This is a genomic window from Alphaproteobacteria bacterium (assembly GCA_041396705.1).
In the GTDB taxonomy this organism is placed as follows: domain Bacteria; phylum Pseudomonadota; class Alphaproteobacteria; order CALKHQ01; family CALKHQ01; genus CALKHQ01.
Genome location: JAWKYB010000003.1, coordinates 413,279 through 433,882 on the forward strand (window position 1 = coordinate 413,279; position 20,604 = coordinate 433,882).

The 20,604-nt window shown below is 69.4% G+C and carries 19 protein-coding genes and 1 pseudogene; 15 read left to right on the forward strand and 5 right to left on the reverse strand.

Features of this window, described 5'->3' with window-relative positions:
* The first annotated feature begins 2 nt into the window (after positions 1–2).
* From R3F55_05370 to R3F55_05380, 3 genes are all read left to right on the forward strand, one after another.
* Positions 3–1,913 carry an ABC transporter substrate-binding protein gene (locus R3F55_05370; protein ID MEZ5666855.1) on the forward strand — a complete coding sequence of 637 codons (1,911 nt, stop codon included), beginning with the start codon at positions 3–5 and terminating at the stop codon, positions 1,911–1,913.
* A gap of 68 nt (positions 1,914–1,981) precedes the next feature.
* Positions 1,982–2,977 carry an ABC transporter permease gene (locus R3F55_05375; protein ID MEZ5666856.1) on the forward strand — a complete coding sequence of 332 codons (996 nt, stop codon included), beginning with the start codon at positions 1,982–1,984 and terminating at the stop codon, positions 2,975–2,977.
* An 89-nt stretch (positions 2,978–3,066) separates the two neighbouring features.
* A complete protein-coding gene (locus tag R3F55_05380; protein ID MEZ5666857.1) occupies positions 3,067–4,164 on the forward strand; it encodes an ABC transporter permease in 1,098 nt (365 codons plus the stop codon).
* A gap of 21 nt (positions 4,165–4,185) precedes the next feature.
* On the opposite strand, the gene pspF is transcribed toward R3F55_05380, so the two are convergent.
* Positions 4,186–5,199, reverse strand: a complete 1,014-nt coding sequence (gene pspF, locus R3F55_05385; protein ID MEZ5666858.1) for a phage shock protein operon transcriptional activator — start codon at positions 5,197–5,199, stop codon at positions 4,186–4,188.
* Between the two features lie 192 nt (positions 5,200–5,391).
* Between pspF and pspA the strand changes: the two genes are divergently transcribed.
* From pspA to R3F55_05400, 3 genes are all read left to right on the forward strand, one after another.
* On the forward strand, positions 5,392–6,111 hold the full coding sequence (pspA, locus tag R3F55_05390; GenBank protein MEZ5666859.1) for a phage shock protein PspA: 720 nt from the start codon (positions 5,392–5,394) through the stop codon (positions 6,109–6,111).
* Positions 6,112–6,310: 199 nt separating this feature from the next.
* Positions 6,311–6,658 (forward strand): PspC domain-containing protein, encoded by a 348-nt coding sequence (locus R3F55_05395; protein MEZ5666860.1) that lies wholly within the window; start codon positions 6,311–6,313, stop codon positions 6,656–6,658.
* A gap of 156 nt (positions 6,659–6,814) precedes the next feature.
* A complete protein-coding gene (locus R3F55_05400) occupies positions 6,815–7,324 on the forward strand; it encodes a PAS domain-containing protein (GenBank protein MEZ5666861.1) in 510 nt (169 codons plus the stop codon).
* A 12-nt stretch (positions 7,325–7,336) separates the two neighbouring features.
* On the opposite strand, the gene R3F55_05405 is transcribed toward R3F55_05400, so the two are convergent.
* Together R3F55_05405 and R3F55_05410 are read right to left on the reverse strand one after the other, a co-directional pair.
* Positions 7,337–8,062 carry an SAM-dependent chlorinase/fluorinase gene (locus R3F55_05405; protein MEZ5666862.1) on the reverse strand — a complete coding sequence of 242 codons (726 nt, stop codon included), beginning with the start codon at positions 8,060–8,062 and terminating at the stop codon, positions 7,337–7,339.
* Between the two features lie 105 nt (positions 8,063–8,167).
* Complete coding sequence (locus tag R3F55_05410) at positions 8,168–9,067, reverse strand: MBL fold metallo-hydrolase (protein ID MEZ5666863.1); 900 nt, start codon at positions 9,065–9,067, stop codon at positions 8,168–8,170.
* A gap of 227 nt (positions 9,068–9,294) precedes the next feature.
* On the opposite strand from R3F55_05410, the gene R3F55_05415 reads away from it, so the two are divergent.
* From R3F55_05415 to R3F55_05450, 8 genes and pseudogenes are all read left to right on the forward strand, one after another.
* Positions 9,295–10,107 (forward strand): creatininase family protein, encoded by an 813-nt coding sequence (locus tag R3F55_05415; GenBank protein MEZ5666864.1) that lies wholly within the window; start codon positions 9,295–9,297, stop codon positions 10,105–10,107.
* A 125-nt stretch (positions 10,108–10,232) separates the two neighbouring features.
* Positions 10,233–11,021 (forward strand): ABC transporter substrate-binding protein, encoded by a 789-nt coding sequence (locus tag R3F55_05420; GenBank protein MEZ5666865.1) that lies wholly within the window; start codon positions 10,233–10,235, stop codon positions 11,019–11,021.
* Positions 11,022–11,145: 124 nt separating this feature from the next.
* Positions 11,146–11,475, forward strand: a pseudogene (locus R3F55_05425) (ABC transporter substrate-binding protein).
* Between the two features lie 109 nt (positions 11,476–11,584).
* Complete coding sequence (locus R3F55_05430; protein MEZ5666866.1) at positions 11,585–12,178, forward strand: ABC transporter substrate-binding protein; 594 nt, start codon at positions 11,585–11,587, stop codon at positions 12,176–12,178.
* A 101-nt stretch (positions 12,179–12,279) separates the two neighbouring features.
* The gene (locus R3F55_05435) at positions 12,280–13,089 is read left to right on the forward strand and encodes an ABC transporter ATP-binding protein (protein MEZ5666867.1); all 810 of its coding nucleotides are present in this window, start codon (positions 12,280–12,282) and stop codon (positions 13,087–13,089) included.
* The gene (locus R3F55_05440) at positions 13,089–13,964 is read left to right on the forward strand and encodes an ABC transporter permease (GenBank protein ID MEZ5666868.1); all 876 of its coding nucleotides are present in this window, start codon (positions 13,089–13,091) and stop codon (positions 13,962–13,964) included. The genes R3F55_05435 and R3F55_05440 overlap by 1 nt, the downstream gene beginning before the upstream one ends.
* Before the next feature lie 178 nt (positions 13,965–14,142).
* Positions 14,143–15,495 carry a cytosine deaminase gene (locus tag R3F55_05445; protein ID MEZ5666869.1) on the forward strand — a complete coding sequence of 451 codons (1,353 nt, stop codon included), beginning with the start codon at positions 14,143–14,145 and terminating at the stop codon, positions 15,493–15,495.
* Between the two features lie 139 nt (positions 15,496–15,634).
* Positions 15,635–17,050, forward strand: coding sequence for an FAD-binding oxidoreductase (locus tag R3F55_05450; protein MEZ5666870.1), 1,416 nt, complete (start codon positions 15,635–15,637; stop codon positions 17,048–17,050).
* A gap of 51 nt (positions 17,051–17,101) precedes the next feature.
* Here R3F55_05450 and R3F55_05455 read toward each other — a convergent pair whose 3' ends face one another.
* Both R3F55_05455 and R3F55_05460 read right to left on the reverse strand, forming a co-directional pair.
* Positions 17,102–17,749, reverse strand: a complete 648-nt coding sequence (locus R3F55_05455) for an NAD(P)H-dependent oxidoreductase (protein ID MEZ5666871.1) — start codon at positions 17,747–17,749, stop codon at positions 17,102–17,104.
* 35 nt (positions 17,750–17,784) lie between these two features.
* Entirely contained in the window at positions 17,785–18,369 is a 585-nt protein-coding gene (locus R3F55_05460; GenBank protein ID MEZ5666872.1) for an NAD(P)H-dependent oxidoreductase, read from the reverse strand.
* 212 nt (positions 18,370–18,581) lie between these two features.
* Between R3F55_05460 and R3F55_05465 the strand changes: the two genes are divergently transcribed.
* Positions 18,582–20,543 carry a hypothetical protein gene (locus R3F55_05465; GenBank protein MEZ5666873.1) on the forward strand — a complete coding sequence of 654 codons (1,962 nt, stop codon included), beginning with the start codon at positions 18,582–18,584 and terminating at the stop codon, positions 20,541–20,543.
* Positions 20,544–20,604 lie beyond the last annotated feature (61 nt).

Here is a 20,604-nt window from a genome sequence, read left to right on the forward strand (position 1 = left end):
GAATGCGGGGGAACACTGGCGGACTGATCGGATGGAGTGCGGCCCTGCTCGCCGCCCTGGCATTGTCCGCGACCGCCCGCGCGCAGGAAGAACCGCCGCTGCTGGCCCCGCTGGTCGAGCAGGGCAGCCTGCCGCCGATGGCCGAGCGCCTGCCGGCGAACCCGCTGGTCTCCGACTTCGCGGCGCTGGGCAAGGAGATCGGCCAGTATGGCGGCGAGATGCGGCTGCTGTTCGGTCGGGCCCGCGATTCCCGCCTGATCTCGGTCTACGGCTACGCCCGGCTGGTCGGCTTCACGCCGGACCTGGAGCTGCGGCCCGACATCCTGGCCGACTTCACGGTCGAGGAGGGGCGCATCTTCACCTTCACGCTGCGCGAGGGCCATCGCTGGTCGGACGGCGCGCCGTTCACCAGCGAAGACTTCCGCTACTGGTGGGAGGAGGTGGCGCTGAACGAGGAGCTGTCGCCGGTCGGTCCGCCGATCGAGATGGTGGTCGACGGCGAGCTGCCGACGGTCGAGTTCCCGGACGCCACCACCGTGCGCTATACCTGGACCCACCCGAACCCCGGCTTCCTGCCGGCGCTGGCCGGCCCGACTCCGCTCTACATCTACATGCCCGCGCATTATGTGCAGCAGTTCCACCAGGACCATGGCGACACCGACCGGATCGCCGAACTGGTGGCGGCCGGCGAGCACCGCAACTGGGCGGCGCTGCACAACGCGATGGACAACATGGGCCGCGAGGACAACCCCGGCCTGCCGACGCTGGAGCCCTGGCACCTGGTCACCGAGGGCGCGTCCGACCGGCTGGTGTGGGAACGCAATCCCTATTTCCACCGGGTCGACCCGGACGGCCGCCAGCTGCCCTATGTCGACCGCATCGTGGTCAACATCGCCGCCAGCGACCTGATCGCGGCCAAGACCGCGACCGGCGACACCGACCTGCAGGCGCGCAACCTGTCGCTGGCCGACGCGCCTCTGTTGAAGCAGAACGAGGCCGCCCACGACTACACCATGGTGCTGTGGGGCACTGGCCAGGGTTCGCGCCACGCGCTGTTTCCCAACCTGAACGTGGCCGATCCGGTGTGGCGCGCGGTGATGCGCGACGTCCGCTTCCGGCGCGCGCTGTCGCTGGGTATCGACCGCGACGACATCAACCAGGCCTTGTATTTCGGGCTCGCCGTGCCGGGCGCCAACACCATCCTGCCGCAGAGCCCGCTGTACCAGGACGGCCTGACCACGATGTGGGCGACGCTGGACTACGACCAGGCCAATGCGCTGCTCGACGAGATGGGGCTCGACCAGCGCAACGGTTCCGGCATCCGCCTGCTGCCCGACGGCCGCCCGCTGGAGATCCTGGTCGAGACCACCGGCGAGGACAGCGAGGTCGCCGACGTGCTGCAGCTGATCGAGGAAAGCTGGAAGAATATCGGCGTGGCCATGTTCATCCGCCCGCAGCAGCGCGAGGCCCTGTACGAGCGCGTGTTCGCCGGCGAGACGGTGATGGCGGTGTTCAACGGCATCGACAATGGCATCCCGGTCGCCGACATGTCGCCCTGGGAGTTCGCCCCGACTGCGCAGGACCAGCTGCAGTGGCCGAAATGGGGACAGTACTACGAGACCAAGGGCGGCTCGGGCGAGCCGATCGACATCGCCGAGGCCGAGCGCCTGATGCAGCTGTACCACGACTGGCGCGGCACCCGGGTGACCGAGGAGCGACGGGCGATCTGGCAGGAGATTGTCCAGATCTACACCGACAGCGTCTTCACCATCGGTACCGTCGCCCAGGTGCCGCAGCCCGTGGTGTTCTCCAACCGCCTGCACAACGTCCCGACCGAGGCGGTGTACAACTGGGATCCAGGTGCGCAGTTCGGCATCTACCGGCCCGACACCTTCTGGTTCGCGGCGCAGTGACGGCGGCGACGGGCGGGGCGCGGGTCTGAGCCGCTGGATGCGAGGGTCGCCGGCATGACGAGGCGCCGATGATCCGCTATGTGGCGCATCGCCTGCTGGTGATGGTGCCGACGCTGCTGGTGATCAGCTTCCTGGTCTTCGTCATCATCCAGCTGCCGCCCGGCGACATCTTCTCCAACATCGTCAACGAGCTGCGCTCGCAGGGCGAGCGCGGCCAGGCCCAGCTCGAGTATCTGCGCCAGACCTACGGCTTCGACAAGCCGTTCGTGGAACAGTATTTCAACTGGCTGTGGAACCTGCTCAACGGCAACCTCGGCTACTCCTTCGACCTCGAGCAGCCGGTCAGCCAGGTCGTCGGCGAACGCTTCCTGTTCACCTTCATCCTGAACTTCTTCACCATCCTGTTCATCTGGGCGGTGGCGTTCCCGATCGGGGTTTATTCGGCGGTCTACCAGTACAGCGTCGGCGACTATCTGGCGACGTTCATCGGCTATCTCGGCTTGGCCGTGCCGAACTTCCTGCTTGCCATCGTCATGCTCTACCTGGCCAACGAATGGTTCGGCACCAGCATCGGCGGGCTGATGGACGACCAGTATCGCGACCAGCCCTGGAGCCTGGCCAAGGTCGGCTCGGTGCTTGAGCACCTGTGGGTGCCGGTGGTGATCATCGGCACGTCGGGCACGGCCGGCATGATCCGCCGGCTGCGCGCCAACGTGCTCGACGAGCTGCAGAAGCAATACGTGGTCACCGCGCGCGCCAAGGGGGTGCCGCGCGGCCGGCTGCTGATCAAGTACCCGCTGCGGATGGCGCTGAACCCGTTCATCGCCGACATCGGCAACCTGCTGCCGCAGGTGATCAGCGGCGCGGCGATCGTCTCGGTCGTGCTCGGCCTCGACACCTCCGGCGAGATGCTGGTGCGCGCCCTGCAGGTGCAGGACATGTATCTGGCCGGCGCCTTCCTGATGTTCCTGGCGGTGCTGACCGTGATCGGCACGCTGGTGTCCGATCTGCTGCTGGCGTGGCTCGACCCGCGCATCCGGCTCGGCGGGGGGACGGGCCGGTGAACGAGGGCACGCACCAGGACCGGCTCGCCGCCGAAACGTTGCCGCACACCGTCTCCGACGCGCCGTTCGCGCCGGAAACCGACACCGCGATGTCGCCGGAAATGCAGCGCTACTACATGGCGTCGCAGTGGACGATGATGTGGTGGAAGCTGCGCCGTCACAAGCTGGCGGTGATATCCGGCCTGTTCCTCGGCCTGCTCTACCTGTCGTGCCTGTTCAGCGAGATGCTGGCGCCCTATGCGCTGGAAAGCCGCGACAACGCCTATATCTATGCGCCGCCGATGGAGGTGCATTGGAGCCACGACGGCGAATTCGTCGGGCCGTTCGTCTACCCGGTCGAGAAGCGGATGGTGATCGACGCCACCACCTTCGAGGAACGCTGGGTCGAAGACACCTCCAGGCCGATGCCGCTGCGCTGGTTCTGCAGCGGCGACAGCTATGCCTGGCTCGGCCTGATCGAGATGGACTTCCACATCGTCTGCCCGCCGGAGGGCGGCGCCTTCCACTGGCTCGGCGCCGATTCGCTGGGCAAGGACATCTGGTCGCGCATGATCTACGGCGCGCGCATCTCGCTGACCGTCGGTCTGGTCGGCGTCGCGCTCAGCTTCATGCTCGGTATCGTCATCGGCGGGCTGGCCGGCTATTACGGCGGCTGGATCGACGCCGCGGTCCAGCGCGTGATCGAGATCCTGCGCTCGTTCCCCGAGCTGCCGCTGTGGATGGCGCTGTCGGCCGCCCTGCCGGCGACCTGGGACATGGTCTGGATCTATTTCGGCCTGACCCTGATCCTCGCGCTGCTCGACTGGCCGTCGCTGGCGCGCGCGGTGCGTTCGAAGCTGTTGGCCCTGCGCGAGGAGGATTTCGCCACCGCGGCCTATCTGATGGGCGCCAAGCCGAAGCGCATCATCGGCCGGCACCTGCTGCCCAGCTTCGCCAGCCACCTGATCGCCTCGGCCAGCCTGTCGGTCCCGGGCATGATCCTGGCGGAGACGGCGCTCAGCTATCTCGGCCTCGGCCTCGATTCGCCGGCGGTCAGCTGGGGCGTGCTGATGAAGGAGGCGACCGACTTCACCGAGGTGGTGCTGCACCCGTGGCTGATCTATCCGATGGTGCCGGTGGTGCTGGTGGTGCTGGCCTTCAACTTCCTCGGCGACGGCCTGCGCGACGCGGCCGACCCCTACAAGTAGCGCCGGCCGCCGGCGCGGCGGTCACAGCCCGAACTTGCGCATGCGGTTGCGCAGCTGGTCGTAGCTGAGGCCGAGGAAGCGGGCGGTCGCCCTGGCGTTGTGGCGGTTGGCGGCAAGCGCGTTGGCGATCAGCGCCGCCTCGAAGCGGTCGACCGTCTCGATCAACGCCAGCGGCGCGGAGCCGTCCGGCCAGGTCTGGCCGGCGGTCCGCTCCGGCGCCGCGGCGGTGGCCGGCCGGGTCGGCGGCGCCGGCCGCCACGGCGATTCGAACGGGTCGATCACCGCGACCGGGATCGGCCTGTCCAGCGCGGTAGCATGGAACACCGCCCGCTCGGCCACGTTCTTCAACTCGCGCACGTTGCCGGGCCAGTCGTGCGCCTGCAGCCGCGCGATGCCCTCGGCGCTGAAGCCGGGAAAGCGGCCGCGCTCCAGCTCCGCCGCCATCGCGCCGGCGAAATGCTCGGCCAACTCGACGATGTCCTCGGACCGGGCGCGCAGCGGCGGTACCGTCACCACGTCGAAGGCAAGCCGGTCGAGCAGGTCGGCGCGAAAGCGCCCGGCGCCGACCGCGGCCGGCAGGTCGATGTTGGTGGCCGCGACGATGCGCACGTCCACCTCCAGCGTCTCGTTGCCGCCGACCCGTTCGAGGGTGCCGTACTCGATCACCCGCAGCAGCTTCTCCTGTACCGCGCCGGACGCGTTGGCGACCTCGTCCAGGAACAGGGTGCCGCCGTCGGCTAGCTCGAAGCGGCCCGGCCGCCGGCGTGCCGCGCCGGTGAACGCGCCGGCCTCGTGGCCGAACAGCTCGCTCTCCAGCAGCGTCTCGCTGAGCGCGGCGCAGTTGACGCGCACCAGCGGGCGGTCCCAGCGCGGCGACAGGAAGTGCAGCCGCGCGGCGATGACCTCCTTGCCGGAGCCGCGCTCGCCGATCACCAGCACCGGCCGGTCCAGGGCGGCCAGCCGCGAGACCTGCGCCAGCATGTCGAGGAAGGCGGGCGCGCTGCCGATCGGGGTCTGGAGCGTATCGTGGTCCATTTTGCCAATATATGGGAAAAAATGACGAATAGCGGGAGAAGTTTCGCTGATCCAACCTGGGTCGATGCCGGCCATCTCGGATAAATCCTTTGCATTCAATAAATTATCTTCTCGCTCCCGGTTGGCACGGCATGTGCGAAGCAGGGTGCCGAGGACAGAGGCCAGGCCATCCAGGCGCAAGGGAACGGACCGATGGGCATATTTTCCAGGTTGGGCGACATCGTGAACGCCAACATCAACGCGATGCTCGACAGGGCGGAGGACCCCTACAAGGTGATCAGAATGATCGTGCAGGAAATGGAGGACACGCTGGTCGAGGTGCGCGCCACCGCGGCCAAGGCGATCGCCGAGCGCAAGGACCTGCAGCGCCGGATCGAGCGCTGCGTGGCCGAGGCGGAGGACTGGCGCGCCAAGGCCGAGTTCGCGCTGGAGCGCGACCGCGAGGACCTGGCACGGGGCGCGCTGGTCGCGCGGGCCCGCCTGAACGAGCGTACCGATCTGCTGAAGGAACAGATGCTGGTGCTGGAGCAGACGCTGAGCCAGACCAACGACGACATCGGCCAGCTCGAATCGAAGCTGACCGACGCCAAGAAGCGCGAGCGGGCGCTGGCGAGCCGGCGGATGGCGCATCGGCGGCGGCACGAGACGCGCCGGCACCGCATCGACGAACGCATCCACGACGCCTACGCCCGCTTCGACGAGATCGAGCGCGGGCTGGATTCCCTTGAAGGCGAGGCCGAGGCTGCCGACATGGGACAGAAGAAGACCTTGCGCGAGGAGTTCGCCGAACTGCAGGCGGAAGCGGTGGTCGAGCGCGAGCTGCAGGTGCTGAAGGAAAGCCTGAAGGCGCGTGCGGGTGTGCCGGCAGCGCGGGCGACGCCGGATGCGGGCGGGAGCAATGCGGCCGAATAGCCGCCGGACCGGCTGATCGGAACAACCAGAACGACGCGAGATCGGGAGAGACCAGGTGGCAATGACCTACGACGAGATCGACCAGGGCCGGTGCCGCGGCCGCCGGCATTGGCATCACCATCACCATCGCCATGGACATGACGGCCCGTGCCGGGCGTTCCGCCGCATGCGCGAATCGGCAAGGCGGCGCGGCCGCTTCGTGCGCGACGCCGACAACGGCATGATCGCGGGCGTGTGCGCGGGCATCGCGCGCCATCTCGGCGTGCGGCCGAAGCTGGTGCGAATCGTCACGATTCTCTCGCTGGTGATCTTCACCGTGCCGACGGTCGTGGCCTATGGGCTGATGGCCTGGCTGGCCCCGTCCGATGCCGACTCCGACCGGGTGGGCGAGGCATCCGGCGCACGCGACGGCGAGCCGGCGCCCGACGGATATCGCGGCGAAGGCGGCGCGGCCGAAGGACTCGCCCGGCTGAAGACCCGGTTTCGCCGGCTGGAGGAGAAGTTCGCCGATGTCGAGGCGCAAATGCTCAACGAAGCGACCGACTGAAGCGGCGTGGGTCTGTTAGGACTCTAACCAATATTGACAGTCGTTTTCTGCGGGGCGGTCCGAAAGGCCCGCCCCGTTTTGTTAAAAGATCGTCAGGCTAACCGGCCGTTAACCGCTGGTTAACCATCGCGGGCCAACCCTGGCAGCATGACGAACATGAGACCCGAACTGGCCGCATTGCACGCCACCTGGCAGTCGATTGCCGCGGGCGACTCGCTGCCGTCGCGCGCGCAGATCGGCCCGGAATCCCTGAAACCGTGGCTGCGCAATGTTGAGCTGGTCGACATCGAACGGTCGCCGCTGCGTTTCCGGCGCCGGCTGGTCGGCACCAAGATCGTGGACTACCAGGGCACGGACCACACCGGCCGCTATTTCGACGAGGACATGAGCAGCGTCGTCGACGGCGGCGAGCTCGACGACTATGCGGTCTGCGCCGAGCGCGGCGTGCCGGTGCACCGCACCGACCGCAGCTTCGACGAGGCCGGCGACCTGGTGCGCTGGGAGCGGCTGCTGCTGCCGCTGGCCCGCGACGGCCGCGTGCCCGACATGATCCTGGTCGGCCTGTTCGTCGATGTCGCCCGCCAGCGGCCGACATTGCCGCAGACCGACCCGATCCTCGCCCGCATGCGCGAGGCGCGCCAGCTGGCGGCGGCGGCCTCGGCCTGATCGCGGCGGCGCTCAGCCGAGCGTCACCACCGTGCCGATGGTCGCCTGTAGCGCGACCGAGGCGCTGCCCTGGTTCATCGCGATCTCGACCAGGCCGACCGAGTTGGCGTACCACAGCAGGGCGCCGGGCTCGACGTCGCCGAATGTGCGGGCGCGCAGCGGTCGCTCGCCGCAGACCGTCAGCGTGGCGTCGTCCGCCAGGGTCTTCGCCCGCAGGCCGGTGACCAGGTTGCCGAAGCCGTCGACATAGATCACCGCCGGCAGGTCGTCCGGCCAGTCGGGGAAGCGCTGCGCCGCGATCGGCTGGGGCGTGCCGCCATAGGTGGCGCCGCGGGCCAGCGCGGCGGCGACCGGCGCGAACAGGTCGCGGCCGTGGAACGTGTTCGACATGGTCTCCGGCCGGCATTCGATGGCGTGGCAGTCGACCTGGGCGGCGTTGCGCAACACCAGCTCGAACAGGCCGTTGTCGGGGCCGACGAACAGGCGCTCGTCCGCGCGCACCACGATCGGCCGCCTTGCGCCGCCGACGCCCGGATCCACCACCGCCACGATCACTGCGGCCGGCGGAAATGCCGGCGTCAGTGCGGCGAGCAGATAGGCCGAGGCGGCCGGGTCGAAGGCCGGCGCGTCGTGCATCAGATCGACGATCGGCACGCCCGGCGCGCCGCGCGCCAGCACGGTGCGCATCTGGCCGACATAGAAACCGTCGTAGCCGAAGTCGGTGAACAGCAGAATCATCGCCCGCCCCGGTAGCGCTCGAAGGCTGCAGGCTATCGCCTGCGCCCGGCGGCGCCAACTGCGGACGGCACCGGCCGCGGGCGCGTTGCCGTCCGCGGCGGTCGGTCAGTCGGCCAGGTCCGTGTAGACGATGCCGGCGAACTGGTCGGGCGTCAGCAGGCCGTCGGCCCACTCGGCGTCATAGGCGGCGGTGGGCGCCGCGGCGACGGCCTGTTCCAGCGTCATGCCCTCGTCGATACGCGCCTGCACCGCGGCGGCAACCGCGACCAGCATGTCGCGAAAGGCCTCCAGGTCGGCCTTGCTGCCCAGCGGACCGTGGCCGGGGATGATCCTGGTGTCGTCGTCGACCATCGTCAGGGCCAGGTTGGCGGCGTCGATCATGCCGGCGACGCTGCCGTCGGAACTGAGATCGATGAACGGATAGAACCCGTTGAAGAACAGGTCGCCGAGATGGACGACGTTGGCCCCTTCGAACACCACGATGGCGTCGCCGTCGGTGTGCGCCGGCGCGACGTGGGTGACCGCGACGTCCTCGCCGTTCAGGTGCAGCGTCAGCCCGTCGGCGAAGGTGATCACCGGCAGCGCCGCATGCGCCGAGGCCGGCACATGCATGTCGAAGGCCTCGAAATAATGCGGGTTGCTCATCCGGGTGCGCACGTTGTCGTGCGCGATGATCACCGCGCCGTCGCTGCCCAGCCGCTCGTTGCCGCCGGCATGGTCGAAATGCCAGTGGGTGTTGACCACGAACGAGACCGGGACGTCGGTCTGCGCGGCGACGGCGGCGATGACCTTCTCGGTCAGCGGCTGCAGCTCGTCGTCGACCAGGAAGGTGCCGTCCTCGCCGACCGACAGCGCGAGGTTGCCGCCGGCGCCGGACAGCATGAAGAGGCCGTTGCCCAGATCCGTCGTCACGATCTGGACGTCGGCCATGTCGTCCTGGGCGATGGCGGCGGTGGCACCGAACAGCAGGCAGGCGAAGGCAGCGGTCGCGGATGTGGGCTTCATCGGGCTTCTCCGGTCCGGGTTTGGTCCGTGTGGCCGGCTAGGACGAGGCCGGCGGCGCAGTGGGTGCGGTCGAGTTAGGGCACAGGGCCCGGGCTTGGCAACAGGCGCGCGCCGCGCGGGACAGCCATTGCTGTTGCGGCCGGTCGCTGCGCGCTATATCCGACGTTCGGCCCCGGCGGCGAACCGCGCGGGGATGGGACACAGCCGCGAAACGGAGGTTCGACCAGATGCCGGGCCAGCCACGCCGCCTCTGGCAGGACATGACGACGACGGAGTTCGCCGGGCTCGACCCGGAGCGGGTGGTCGCCGTGCTGCCGGTCGGCGCCATCGAACAGCACGGGCCGCACCTGCCGGTCTGCGTCGACGCCGCGCTGAACGCGGCGATCCTCGACCGCGCGATCGCCGCCCTGCCCGACGACTGCCCGGTCACGGTGCTGCCGCCGATGCCGGTGGGCAAGAGCAACGAGCACCTGGCCTATCCGGGCACCCTGTCGCTGTCGGCGGAAACGCTGATCCGGCTGTGGACCGAGATCGGCGAGTGCGTGCACCGGGCCGGCGTGCGCAAGCTGGTGCTGTTCAACAGCCATGGCGGCCAGCCGCAGATCATGGACATCGTCTCGCGCGACCTCCGGGTGCGCAAGCGCATGCTGGTGGTGCTGGCCAACTGGTACCAGATGGTCGATCCGGGCCAGTGGTTCGACGCCGACGAGCTGCGCTACGGCATTCACGGCGGCGGCATCGAGACCTCGATGATGCTGCACGTGCGCCCGGATCTCGTGCAGATGGACAGGGCGCGCGACTTCGCATCGGCGCCCAAGGCGATCCACGACGGTTTCCGCCACATGGAGCCGGGCGACCGGCTGAATTTCGCCTGGCAGTCGCAGGACCTGAATGCGGCCGGCGCGGTCGGCGACGCCCCCGATGCCGACGCCGACCGCGGCCGCGCGCTGGTCGAGGCGGCCGCCGCGAAGCTGGCGCTGCTGTTGCGCGAGGTGGTCGACCTGCCGCTGTCGGTCCTGCGCGACGGTCCGCTCGGCTAGGCCGGACCGGCGAGGCGGCGGCCGCCGCGATTCGCAGTGACACGAATTTTGCATTCCGATTAGTTTGTTCGCTGCCGGCCGGGCAACGGCAGGGCAATTCCGGAACTCAGGTCGGGGGACCAACGATGAAGCAGTTTCTCTTGCCAACGGCCGTCGCCGCGGCACTGGCCGCCGGCGCGCCGGCGCTGGCGCAGGACCACGTCACCTTCGGCACCAACTGGGTCGCTCAGGCCGAGCACGGCGGCTACTACCAGGCGCTGGCCACCGGCATCTACGAGGCCTTCGGCCTCGACGTCGAGATCCGTCCGGGCGGGCCGCAGATCAACCATCGCCAGATGCTGGTCGCCGGCAACATCGACTTCCTGATGGGCGGCAACAACTCGGAGAGCTACAACTTCGTGGTCGAGGGCCTGCCGTTCCTGTCGGTCGCGACCATCTTCCAGAAGGACCCGCAGGTCTGGATCGCCCACGAGAGCCAGGGCTGGCAGACCATCGAGGACCTGAAGAACGCCACCCAGATCCTAATCTCGGCCGACGCGCGCACGTCCTACTACCCGTTCATGGTCAAGCTGTACGGCTTCGGCCGGCGACATCACCACCGCGCCCGAACTGCTTGTCGGCCTCAGGGCCGGCGGCGTGATCGCCGACAAGGCCTACGACAGCAGGGCATTGCGCGACCTGATCGCCGACGCCGGAGCCCAGGCCGTCATCCCATCCAATCGCTCCAGGACGCTGCAAATCCCCCACGACGCAGTCGCCTACAAGCTGCGCAACCGTATCGAGCAATTCTTCAACAAGCTCAAACACTTCCGTCGCCTCGCCACCCGATACGATCGCCGCGCAATCTACTTCCTCGCCGCTCTCCACATCGCAAGCTCCATGATCTGGATGCGATGATTGTCGATTCGTCCTAGGCCGGACCGGCGAGGCGGCGGCCGCCGCGATCTGCAGTGACACGAATTTTGCATTCCGATTAGTTTGTTCGCTGCCGGCCGGGCAACGGCAGGGCAATTCCGGAACTCAGGTCGGGGACCAACGATGAAGCAGTTTCTCTTGCCAACGGCCGTCGCCGCGGCACCACTGGCCGCCGGCGCGCCGGCGCTGGCGCAGGACCACGTCACCTTCGGCACCAACTGGGTCGCTCAGGCCGAGCACGGCGGCTACTACCAGGCGCTGGCCACCGGCATCTACGAGGCCTTCGGCCTCGACGTCGAGATCCGTCCGGGCGGGCCGCAGATCAACCATCGCCAGATGCTGGTCGCCGGCAACATCGACTTCCTGATGGGCGGCAACAACTCGGAGAGCTACAACTTCGTGGTCGAGGGCCTGCCGTTCCTGTCGGTCGCGACCATCTTCCAGAAGGACCTGCAGGTCTGGATCGCCCACGAGAGCCAGGGCTGGCAGACCATCGAGGACCTGAAGAACGCCACCCAGATCCTGATCTCGGCCGACGCGCGCACGTCCCTACTACCCGTTCATGGTCAAGCTGTACGGCTTCGAGGACAGCCAGATCGGGCCGTACAACTACAGCGCCGCCCCGTTCCTGGCCGACGAGGGCATCGTCATGCAGGGCTATCTGACCAGCGAGCCCTTCGCGGTGGCGCAGGCCGGCGGCGACCCGCAGGTGTTCCTGCTGGCCGACTACGGCTACAACTCGTACTCGACGCTGATCACCACGTCGCAGGCGCTGGTCGACGGCAACCCCGATCTGGTGCAGCGCTTCGTCGATGCCAGCGTCCTCGGCTGGTACAGCTATCTGTACGGCGATCCCGCACCCGGCAATGCGCTGATCAAGGAAGCCAATCCGGACATGCCGGACGAGCAGATCGCCTTCTCCATCGACTCGATGAAGAAGTACGGCATCGTCGACAGCGGCGACACGCTGGCGCTCGGCATCGGCGCGATGACCGACGAGCGCTGGGGCGGCTTCTTCCAGGAGTCGGTCGAGGTCGGCCAGTACGACGCCGACCTGAACTATCAGGCCGCCTACACCACCCAGTTCGTCAACGACCTGGAGCGGTTGAAGGCAGAGGCCGCGGCGCGCGGCCTCGACATCCCGTTCGGCGAGTAAGGCGCTGCGCGCGGACGCAATTTCTACCCGGCGCCCGGCTCCCTCTCCCGCGGATGGCGCGGGAGAGGGACGGCGCAGCGCACCGGACCGCGCGATTTCCGATGGCTGAACCGGCCCTGTCGTCCGCCGTCGCGCCGCCGCTGCTCTCGCTGCGCGGGGTGGAGAAGCGCTTCGCCAACGGCACGCTCGCGGTCACCGGCCTCGACCTCGACGTCGGCCGGCACGAATTCGTCAGCCTGCTGGGGCCGTCGGGCTGCGGCAAGTCCACCGCGCTGCGTATGATCGCCGGCCTGGGGGCGCCCAGTGCCGGCTGGATCGAATGGCCGGGCCATGGCGACGGCGGCAAGCCCACGCCCGGCGAGGTCAGCTTCGTGTTCCAGGAGCCGACGCTGATGCCCTGGGCCCGGGTCGCCGACAACATCCGCCGGCCGCTGGGCCTGATCGGCGTGACCGGGGCCGAGGCCGGCCGCCGCGCCGCCGAGGCGCTGGCGATGGTCGGCCTGACCGATTTCGCCCGCGCCTTCCCGCGCGAGCTGTCCGGCGGCATGCGCATGCGGGTGTCGATCGCGCGGGCGCTGGCGACCGGGCCGCAGGTGTTGCTGATGGACGAGCCCTTCGCCGCGCTGGACGAAATCACCCGCTTCCGGCTGAACGAGGATCTGCTGACGCTGTGGCGCGAACACAGCTGGACCGTGATCTTCGTGACCCATTCCGTGTTCGAATCGGTCTATCTGTCCAACCGCATCGTGGTGATGAAGGCGCGGCCCGGTCGGGTGCATGCCGACATCGCCATCGACGCGCCCTATCCGCGTACCCAGGCGTTCCGCATGACCGAGGACTACAACCGCTATTGCCGCACCGTCTCGGCCGCGCTGGCCGAGGCGATGGCCGGCGGCGAGGGCGAGGCGTGATGGCCCAGGCGGTCTACGACGAGGGCGGCGTCGAGTCCCCGGTGGCGGCCGCGCGGCGGGCGCAGGCGGCGGCCGCGCGCCGCGCCACCCTGCTGCGCTGGGGGCTGCCGGTCCTGTTCGGCGCGCTGATCCTCGGCGGCTGGGAACTGTTCGTCTGGTACAAGATCAACATCGTCGGCATCGGCCACTACAACCACATCCTGCCGGCCCCGTCGGTGGTGGTGCAGGCGCTGGTCGAGGACTGGCACATCCTGTGGCCCGGCTGGCTGGTCACCTTGTGGATCACGGCCAAGGCGCTGTTCTGGGCGGTGCTGCTGGGCGTCGGGCTGGCGATCGCGTTCAGCCTGTCGAAGTGGATCGAATACAGCTTCTTCCCCTATGCGGTGGTGCTGCAGGTCACGCCCATCGTCGCCATCGCGCCGCTGATCATCACCCTGCTGGACGACCTCGACACCGCGCTGCTGGTCTGCGCCTGGATCGTCGCCTTCTTCCCGATCCTGTCCAACACCATCATCGGGTTGCGCAGCGTCGACCACGGGCTGCTCGACCTGTACCAGATGTACGGCGCCAGCCGCTGGCGGGTGATGCTGGACCTGCGCCTGCCGTCGGCGCTGCCCTTCTTTCTCGCCGCGCTGAAGATCAGCGCCGGCCTGTCGCTGATCGGCGCCGTGGTCGGCGAGTTCGTCGCCTACGGCCAGAGCCCCGGACTGGCGGCGCGGATCGTCGAAGCGAGCTATCTGCTGAAGGTGCCGCGCATGTTCGCCGCGCTGACCCTGATCTCGCTCACCGGCATCGTGCTGTTCCTGCTGTTCTCGCTGATCTCGAACCTGGCCCTGCGCAGCTGGCACGAGAGCGCGCTGAAACGGGAGCGGTGACGATGGGCCTTGTTGACCGCGAGACCGCCCTGGCTGTCCCTGGCGTCGCCGGCATGCATCCATGCCCGTCATGGTGGGGCCTGTCGCGACCAACCACGTCTTCCCCTTGCCGCCGCAAAGGCGTGGATGGTCGGGACAGGCCCGACCATGACGGTGAAGGGTTCGCGGGCATCGGGGCATGACCGCCCTCAGCGACATCGCGCTGCCGTCGTGGCTGGCCTTGCCGCCTGCGGATGCATTGCGGCTGGCCAACGCGCATGTGCCGCGCTGCCTGGTCTACGGTCCGCCGGCGGACGCGCCCGCCGACGCGGACGGGCTGATCGCGGTCGACCTCGACATCGCGGACGGACGCGTTGCCGCCGTCGCCCCGGCCGGACGGACCGAGGGGCCGGCGACGGCGGTCGACCTCGACGGCGGGCAGGTCTGGCCCGGCTTCGTCGACCTGCACACCCACCTGGACAAGGGCCATATCTGGCCGCGCACGCGCAACCCCGACGGCACCTTCGAAAGCGCGCTGCTGCATGTCGGCCGCGACCGTGCGGCGCACTGGCGGGCCGAGGATGTGGCGGCCCGCATGGACTTCGCCCTCGAATGCGCCTACGCGCACGGCACCACGGCGGTCCGCACCCATCTGGACTCGATCCCGCCGCAGCAGCGCATCTCCTGGCCGGTGTTCGACGCCGTCCGCCGTCGCTGGGCCGGGCGGATCGACCTGCAGGCGGTGACCATCGTCGGCATCGACGCCTTCCGCGACGCGGCGTTCGGCACCGACCTCGCCGACCTGGTGGCACGCACCGGCGGGCTGCTCGGCGCGGTCACCTATCCGCTGCCGGACATCGCCGACCTGGTCGACCGGGTGTTCGCGCTGGCGCAGGACCGCGGTCTCGATCTCGACTTCCATGTCGACGAGCATGGCGACCCCGGCCCCGGCACGCTGAAGCTGATCGCCGACACCCGCCTGCGCCGCGATTTCGCCGGCACGGTCACCTGCGGCCATTGCTGCTCGCTGTCGGTCCAGCCCGACGCGGTGGCCGCCGCGGCGATCGCGCGCGCGGCCGAGGCGGAGCTGGCGGTGGTCAGCCTGCCGATGTGCAACATGTACCTGCAGGATCGTACCGGCGGCCGCACGCCGCGCTGGCGCGGGGTGACGCTGGTGCACGAACTGGCCGCGGCCGGCGTGCCGGTGGCGCTGGCCAGCGACAACACCCGCGACCCGTTCCATGCCGGCGGCGACCTGGACATGGTCGAGGTGTTCGCCCAGGGCGTGCGCATCGGCCATCTCGACCACCCGTTCGGCGACTGGGCGGCGGCGGTGGCGCGCACGCCGGCCGACGTGATGGGCCTCGGCAGCCGCGGCCGCATCCGCGCGGGCGCCCCGGCCGACCTGGTGCTGTTCCGCGCCCGCAGCATGAACGAGCTGATCGCCAGGCCGCAGGTCGACCGGGTGGTGCTGCGCGGCGGCCGGCCGATCGCCCGGCGGTTGCCGGACTACCGGCGGCTGGACCGCCTGTTCGACCGCGTGCCGCGATAAGGGCCGCGATGCAGGGCGCATGTCCACAATCCCGTCATTGCGGGCTGTGCGACGCGGCCATGCGGAGCCGCCGCACCGCGTGGGTGGCCTGGATTGCCGCGCCGGCCGCACCGGCTCGCACTGACAAAGGGAACGGCAGATGACAGATGCACCCAGGCCCGTGGATCGCGCGACCGTCGACTGGGCGGCGTTCGCCGCGTCGCTCGGCGACATCCCGGTGATCGACGAGCCGGCGCTGGTCAGGCAGAAGAGCCGCGATTTCTACTGGTACAGCCCGATCCTGAAGCAGCAGCTGCGCAAGGTGGCGGGCGACCTGGTGGTGCGGCCGCGCGACGAGGCCGACGTCATCGCCTTCGCCCGCGAGGCGGTGCGCCGCCGGCTGCCGGTCACGGTGCGCGGCGCCGGCACCGGCAACTACGGCCAGGCCATGCCGCTGGCCGGCGGCGTGGTGCTGGAGATGACGGGGCTGAACAAGGTGCTGGCGGTCGGGCCGGGCACCGCGCGGGTGCAGGCCGGCATCAAGCTGATCGACCTGGACGCGGCGCTGAAGCCGCACGGCTGGGAGATGCGGTTCCACCCGTCGACCCGGCGCACGGCCACCATCGGCGGCTTCATCGCCGGCGGCAGCTCCGGCATCGGCTCGATCAACTACGGCATCCTGCGCGAGCGCGGCAACGTGCTCGCCGCCCGCGTGGTGACCTTCGAGGACGAGCCGCGGGTGCTGGAGTTCACCGGCGATGCGGTCGACAAGGTCAACCACGCCTACGGCACCAACGGCATCATCACCGAGCTGACCATCGCCACCGCGCCGGCCTATGACTGGCACGACATCGTCGTCAGCTTCCACGACTACCGGCGCGCGCTCGACTTCGCCCAGGCGCTGGGCCGCTCCGACGGCATCCTGAAGAAGCTGGTCTCGGTGATCCCGGCGCCGATCGGCCAGGACCACTTCAAGACGCTCGCCGACGCGCTGCCCGCCGGCGACACCGCCGTGCTGACCATGATCGGCGCGCCGTCGCTGACCCCGTTCGACGACCTGGTGCGCGAGTCCGGCGGCAACGCGGTCTACCGGGCGACGCCCGACGAGGCGGCGCAGACCGTGCCGCTGTACGAATATTCCTGGAACCACACCACGCTGCAGGTGCTGAAGACCGACAAGACCGTCACCTATCTGCAGATCCTGTTTCCGCCGCCGCACCACGTCGACCTGGCCGCGCGGATGCAGGCCGAGTTCGGCGACGAGGTGCTGCTGCACGTCGAGTTCGTGCGTTTCGGCGGCGAGGTCAACTGCATGGGGCTGCCGGTGGTGCGCTACACCACCGCGGAGCGGCTGAACGCGATCATGGCGCGGTTCGAGGCCGCCGGCGCGCCGATCTTCAACCCGCACGACTACACGCTGGAGGGCGGCGGCATGAAGAAGGTCGACGCCGTCCAGCTCGGCTTCAAGCGCGAGGCCGACCCCCACGGCCTGCTCAACCCCGGCAAGATGATCGCCTGGGACGACCCCGACTACGACAAGCGCGACCGGCAGACCCGGTATCTTTACGAGCGCTGAGCGGACCGACGCAGCCGCGTCAGCCCCGCGGCGGGCCGGGCGGCGACGCCCTCATTGCCGCGACGTCCGATGTCTCCTGCCGGACCGGCGGGCCTGCCGGACCGCCGCGGTCACCCGGTCCTCCACACGCTCCAGGAAGCGGCTTCGCTGCAGCGCGCTCGCCGTGTCCATGCCGTAGAGCGCCAGCCAGACCGGCCGGCCGGCGTTGGGGCAGATCAGCTGCAGCCCGCGCGCGATGATGCGGCGGCCGGCGTCGCCGACATAGCGGATCAGCCACCAGGGCGAGCCGTAGGTGGTGACCACGACGATGCGGCGCACCCGGGTCAGCATCGGCTCGATCACGTCGGCGCCGGGCGGCAGCCGGAAGGCGACGCCGGCACGCATCGTCCGGTCGATCCAGCCCTTCAGCATCGCCGGCGGGCCGTACCACCAGGTCGGGTAGACGAACACCAGCAGGTCGGCCCGCTCCAGCGCTGCGAAGTGGGCGGCGAGGTCGGCCGGTCGCAGGTCGTGGTCGAGATGGGCCAGCCGCTCGTCGCGGCCCAGCACCGGGTCGAAGCCCTCGGCATAGAGGTCGAGCACCGTGCAGTTGGCGCCGGCGCGCCGGAACGCGCCGGCGACGCGGTCGCGCAGCGCCGCGGCAAAGCTGTCCTCGACCGGGTGGCAGTAAACGATCAGGGCCGACAGGGCAGCGGGCATGCGGGCGCTCGGCGTGGTCGCGGTCGCACCCCGGACTACAGATGGCGATAGGTGCTGTCCAGCCGCTCGAGGAACAGCCGCCGCTCGGCGTCGCCGATCCGGTTCATGTCGTACAGCGGCAGCCAGCGGGTCCGGGCGCGCGGATGCATGCAGCGGCGCAGCGAGCGCATGAACTGCTTGCGCAGCGGGTCGCCGATCACCCAGCGCACGATCCAGCCGCGCTGGCCATAGCTGGTGACGACGGAGAAGTGGCGGATGTTGGTCAGCGCCGGCCTGATGTTGCCGTCGTCGAGCCGGAAGGCGACGCCGGGCAGCAGCACCCGGTCCATCCAGCCCTTCAGGATCGCCGGCGGCCCGAAGTTCCAGGTCGGGAACACCAGCACCAGCCCTTCGGCGGCGCGCAGGCGCTGCACATGCGAGGCGACGCCGTCGGCATTGTCCGGCGCTTCGTGATAGCGCGCCCGCTCCTGCGCGCTCAACCGCGGCTCGAAATCCTCCTGGTAGAGGTCGAGCAGGTCGACCTCGTGCCCGGCCCCGACCAGCGCCTTGTAGACCGCGCTGCAGGCCGACGCCGCGAAGCTGGTTGGCAGAGGATGGGCATAAACAAGGTGGATTCGCATCGGCTGAGACATATCACACACACAATTGCCACAAGATCGGGCGTTGTTGCCGCAGACCCGGGAAACGCTCGGCGCTCCGGCGCGTTCCGGTCGAAAGGGCCGACGCAGCGTCGCGTTCCCGCCGGCACGATTGGCGTCGGGGGCGGGGCTGTGCTGTAATCCGGGGCGAGGGCCCGCTGGTGGGGCGGATTGGCAGAGAGGAGACGACCAAGGTGACAGGCATGCGTATCTTCGCCGCGGCAGCGCTGGCGGTGTCGTTGGGCGGCGCCGCCGCGCTGGCGCAGGAAACCCCGGCCAGGATCCAGGGTGCGTTCGCGATCGGCAGCTGCACCGCGCCCGACGTGAACGTCACCATCGACGGCTATGGCATGCAGGTGACCGCGCCGGACGGCAGCGTGATCACCTCGGTCGAATTCTCCAACGTGGTGGATGCCGGCGGCCAGATCACCGCGGACGTCTCCGGCGGCGAAAGCGGCACCATCATCCTCAGCGATGCCGGCGACGGCGCGCTCGACGTGATCTTCGTCGACGTCAACGGCAACGAGGAGCCGGCGCAGCGTCTGAACCTGTGCCAGGCCGCCGTGGTGTCGACCACCCCGTCCGGCGTCGCCGTGCCGGACGAGCTGATCGGCGAGTTCGCCACCGGCAGCTGCTCCGCACCGGACAACCGGCTGGTGGTCGGCGCCGACCGGATCGAGGCCTTCAGCGGCCAGTCCGGCCAGTCGCAAGGCGTCTATACGGTGCTGGATGTCGGGGAAATCCCCGGCGGCTACCTCATCGCGATCGACTACGAGGGCACGCAGGCCCAGCTCGAGATGGTGGTGATCAACCAGGACATCGTCGAGGCCGCGTTCATCGATCCGTCGGGCGGCCGCGAAGAGGAGACGTTGTATCGCTGCAGCGCGCCGGTGGTCATCTCCGAGACGCCGGAGACCGGCGAATCGATCGGCGCCTTCCCCGACGGCTTCCTCGGTCGCTACGTGATCGGCGACGACGCCACCTGCGACGCCTTCGACGCCGAGGTCTATTTCGAGGCGCAGCGGCTGGTCGTCTACGAGAACAACCAGGTCGAGCTCGAGATCGACGTGCTCGACGTGATGCTGCCGCCGCCGGGCGCCATCGAGCCGGCGATCGATTTCGTCATCATGTCGGACGGCCGCGAGGGCGTGGTCGAGATGCGCTCGGCCGGCGGCGACCGCTATGCGCTGACCTTCCGCAACCGCGACACCGGCGAGGTCGAGCAGACCGAGACCATCACCCTGTGCGAGAGCTTCGTGCCGGAAGGGCCGGAAATCGGGCCGGACGTTTCGCTGGGCAGCACCATCCCCGACGCCTATCTCGGCCTCTACGCCGTCGGTAGCGAGGCGTCGTGCGCCGACCTCAGCGGCGACACGGTGCGGATCGAGCCGTCCCGCATCGTCGCGATCGACAACGGGCAGGAGAACTTCGTCGTCGACGTGCTGGAGGTGCTGGCGGTCGATCCGGCGCTGGAAGTCCGGGTGGTGGCGCGCGGCGACGAGGGCGTGGTCAGGATGACGCCGCTCGGCGCCGACCGCTACGAGGTCGTGTTCACCGAGTCGGGCGGCGGCTCGGAGCGGCCCGACATCTTCACCCGCTGCTCGGCGCCCGAGGCGCAGACGCCGGAGATCCCGCAGATCAACCTGCCGACCGGCGACGCCTCGGACATGACCGGTTTCCTGATCGACAGCGCGGTCGCCCGGTTCGCCGCACTGCAGGACGAACTGGCGCAGGTGTGCCAGGCCGGCAGCGAACAGGCCTGCCTCGACACCTTCTGGGCCTTTGCCGACGTCACTGGCGACGGCCTGCTGACCCAGGCGGAGCTGGCGCGGGTCACCCGCTTCGGCGCCAAGTGGGCGGTCTATTACTTCCTCGGCACCGAGCAGGCGGGGGCCGCCGAATTGACCGCGCCGCAGCTCGAGCTCGGCCAGGCGCTGGCGATTCAGATCGGCACGATGGTGACCGGGCCGATCGTGGCCGACGGGCTGATCTACAACTACGACTACGACGGCAACCACGCGCTCAGCCAGGTCGAGCTGTTCCCGGACGGCGTCGAGACCGCGCCGATCGCGATGCCGGCGCTGATGCAGCTGTTCACCGAGAACACGCTGCGCACGCTGTTCGAGTCGCTCGAGCAGCTCGACGACCTGATGTGATCGTCGCGCGGCGTGCCTGACCGGATGGCGGCGGCCGGCGAACCGGCCGCCGCTTTCCCGT

What these genes read in the sequence shown, in the direction of transcription:
- R3F55_05455 (MEZ5666871.1), bottom strand. Translation starts at nt 17,749, where the DNA reads ATGCCCGCTGCCCTGTCGGCCCTGATCGTTTACTGCCACCCGGTCGAG.
- R3F55_05430 (MEZ5666866.1), top strand. Translation starts at nt 11,585, where the DNA reads ATGGTCAAGCTGTACGGCTTCGAGGACAGCCAGATCGGGCCGTACAAC.
- R3F55_05375 (MEZ5666856.1), top strand. Translation starts at nt 1,982, where the DNA reads ATGATCCGCTATGTGGCGCATCGCCTGCTGGTGATGGTGCCGACGCTG.
- R3F55_05445 (MEZ5666869.1), top strand. Translation starts at nt 14,143, where the DNA reads ATGACCGCCCTCAGCGACATCGCGCTGCCGTCGTGGCTGGCCTTGCCG.
- R3F55_05410 (MEZ5666863.1), bottom strand. Translation starts at nt 9,067, where the DNA reads ATGAAGCCCACATCCGCGACCGCTGCCTTCGCCTGCCTGCTGTTCGGT.
- R3F55_05460 (MEZ5666872.1), bottom strand. Translation starts at nt 18,369, where the DNA reads ATGCGAATCCACCTTGTTTATGCCCATCCTCTGCCAACCAGCTTCGCG.
- R3F55_05415 (MEZ5666864.1), top strand. Translation starts at nt 9,295, where the DNA reads ATGCCGGGCCAGCCACGCCGCCTCTGGCAGGACATGACGACGACGGAG.
- R3F55_05440 (MEZ5666868.1), top strand. Translation starts at nt 13,089, where the DNA reads ATGGCCCAGGCGGTCTACGACGAGGGCGGCGTCGAGTCCCCGGTGGCG.
- R3F55_05450 (MEZ5666870.1), top strand. Translation starts at nt 15,635, where the DNA reads ATGACAGATGCACCCAGGCCCGTGGATCGCGCGACCGTCGACTGGGCG.
- pspF (MEZ5666858.1), bottom strand. Translation starts at nt 5,199, where the DNA reads ATGGACCACGATACGCTCCAGACCCCGATCGGCAGCGCGCCCGCCTTC.
- R3F55_05405 (MEZ5666862.1), bottom strand. Translation starts at nt 8,062, where the DNA reads ATGATTCTGCTGTTCACCGACTTCGGCTACGACGGTTTCTATGTCGGC.
- R3F55_05400 (MEZ5666861.1), top strand. Translation starts at nt 6,815, where the DNA reads ATGAGACCCGAACTGGCCGCATTGCACGCCACCTGGCAGTCGATTGCC.
- R3F55_05370 (MEZ5666855.1), top strand. Translation starts at nt 3, where the DNA reads ATGCGGGGGAACACTGGCGGACTGATCGGATGGAGTGCGGCCCTGCTC.
- R3F55_05435 (MEZ5666867.1), top strand. Translation starts at nt 12,280, where the DNA reads ATGGCTGAACCGGCCCTGTCGTCCGCCGTCGCGCCGCCGCTGCTCTCG.
- R3F55_05420 (MEZ5666865.1), top strand. Translation starts at nt 10,233, where the DNA reads ATGAAGCAGTTTCTCTTGCCAACGGCCGTCGCCGCGGCACTGGCCGCC.
- pspA (MEZ5666859.1), top strand. Translation starts at nt 5,392, where the DNA reads ATGGGCATATTTTCCAGGTTGGGCGACATCGTGAACGCCAACATCAAC.
- R3F55_05380 (MEZ5666857.1), top strand. Translation starts at nt 3,067, where the DNA reads ATGTCGCCGGAAATGCAGCGCTACTACATGGCGTCGCAGTGGACGATG.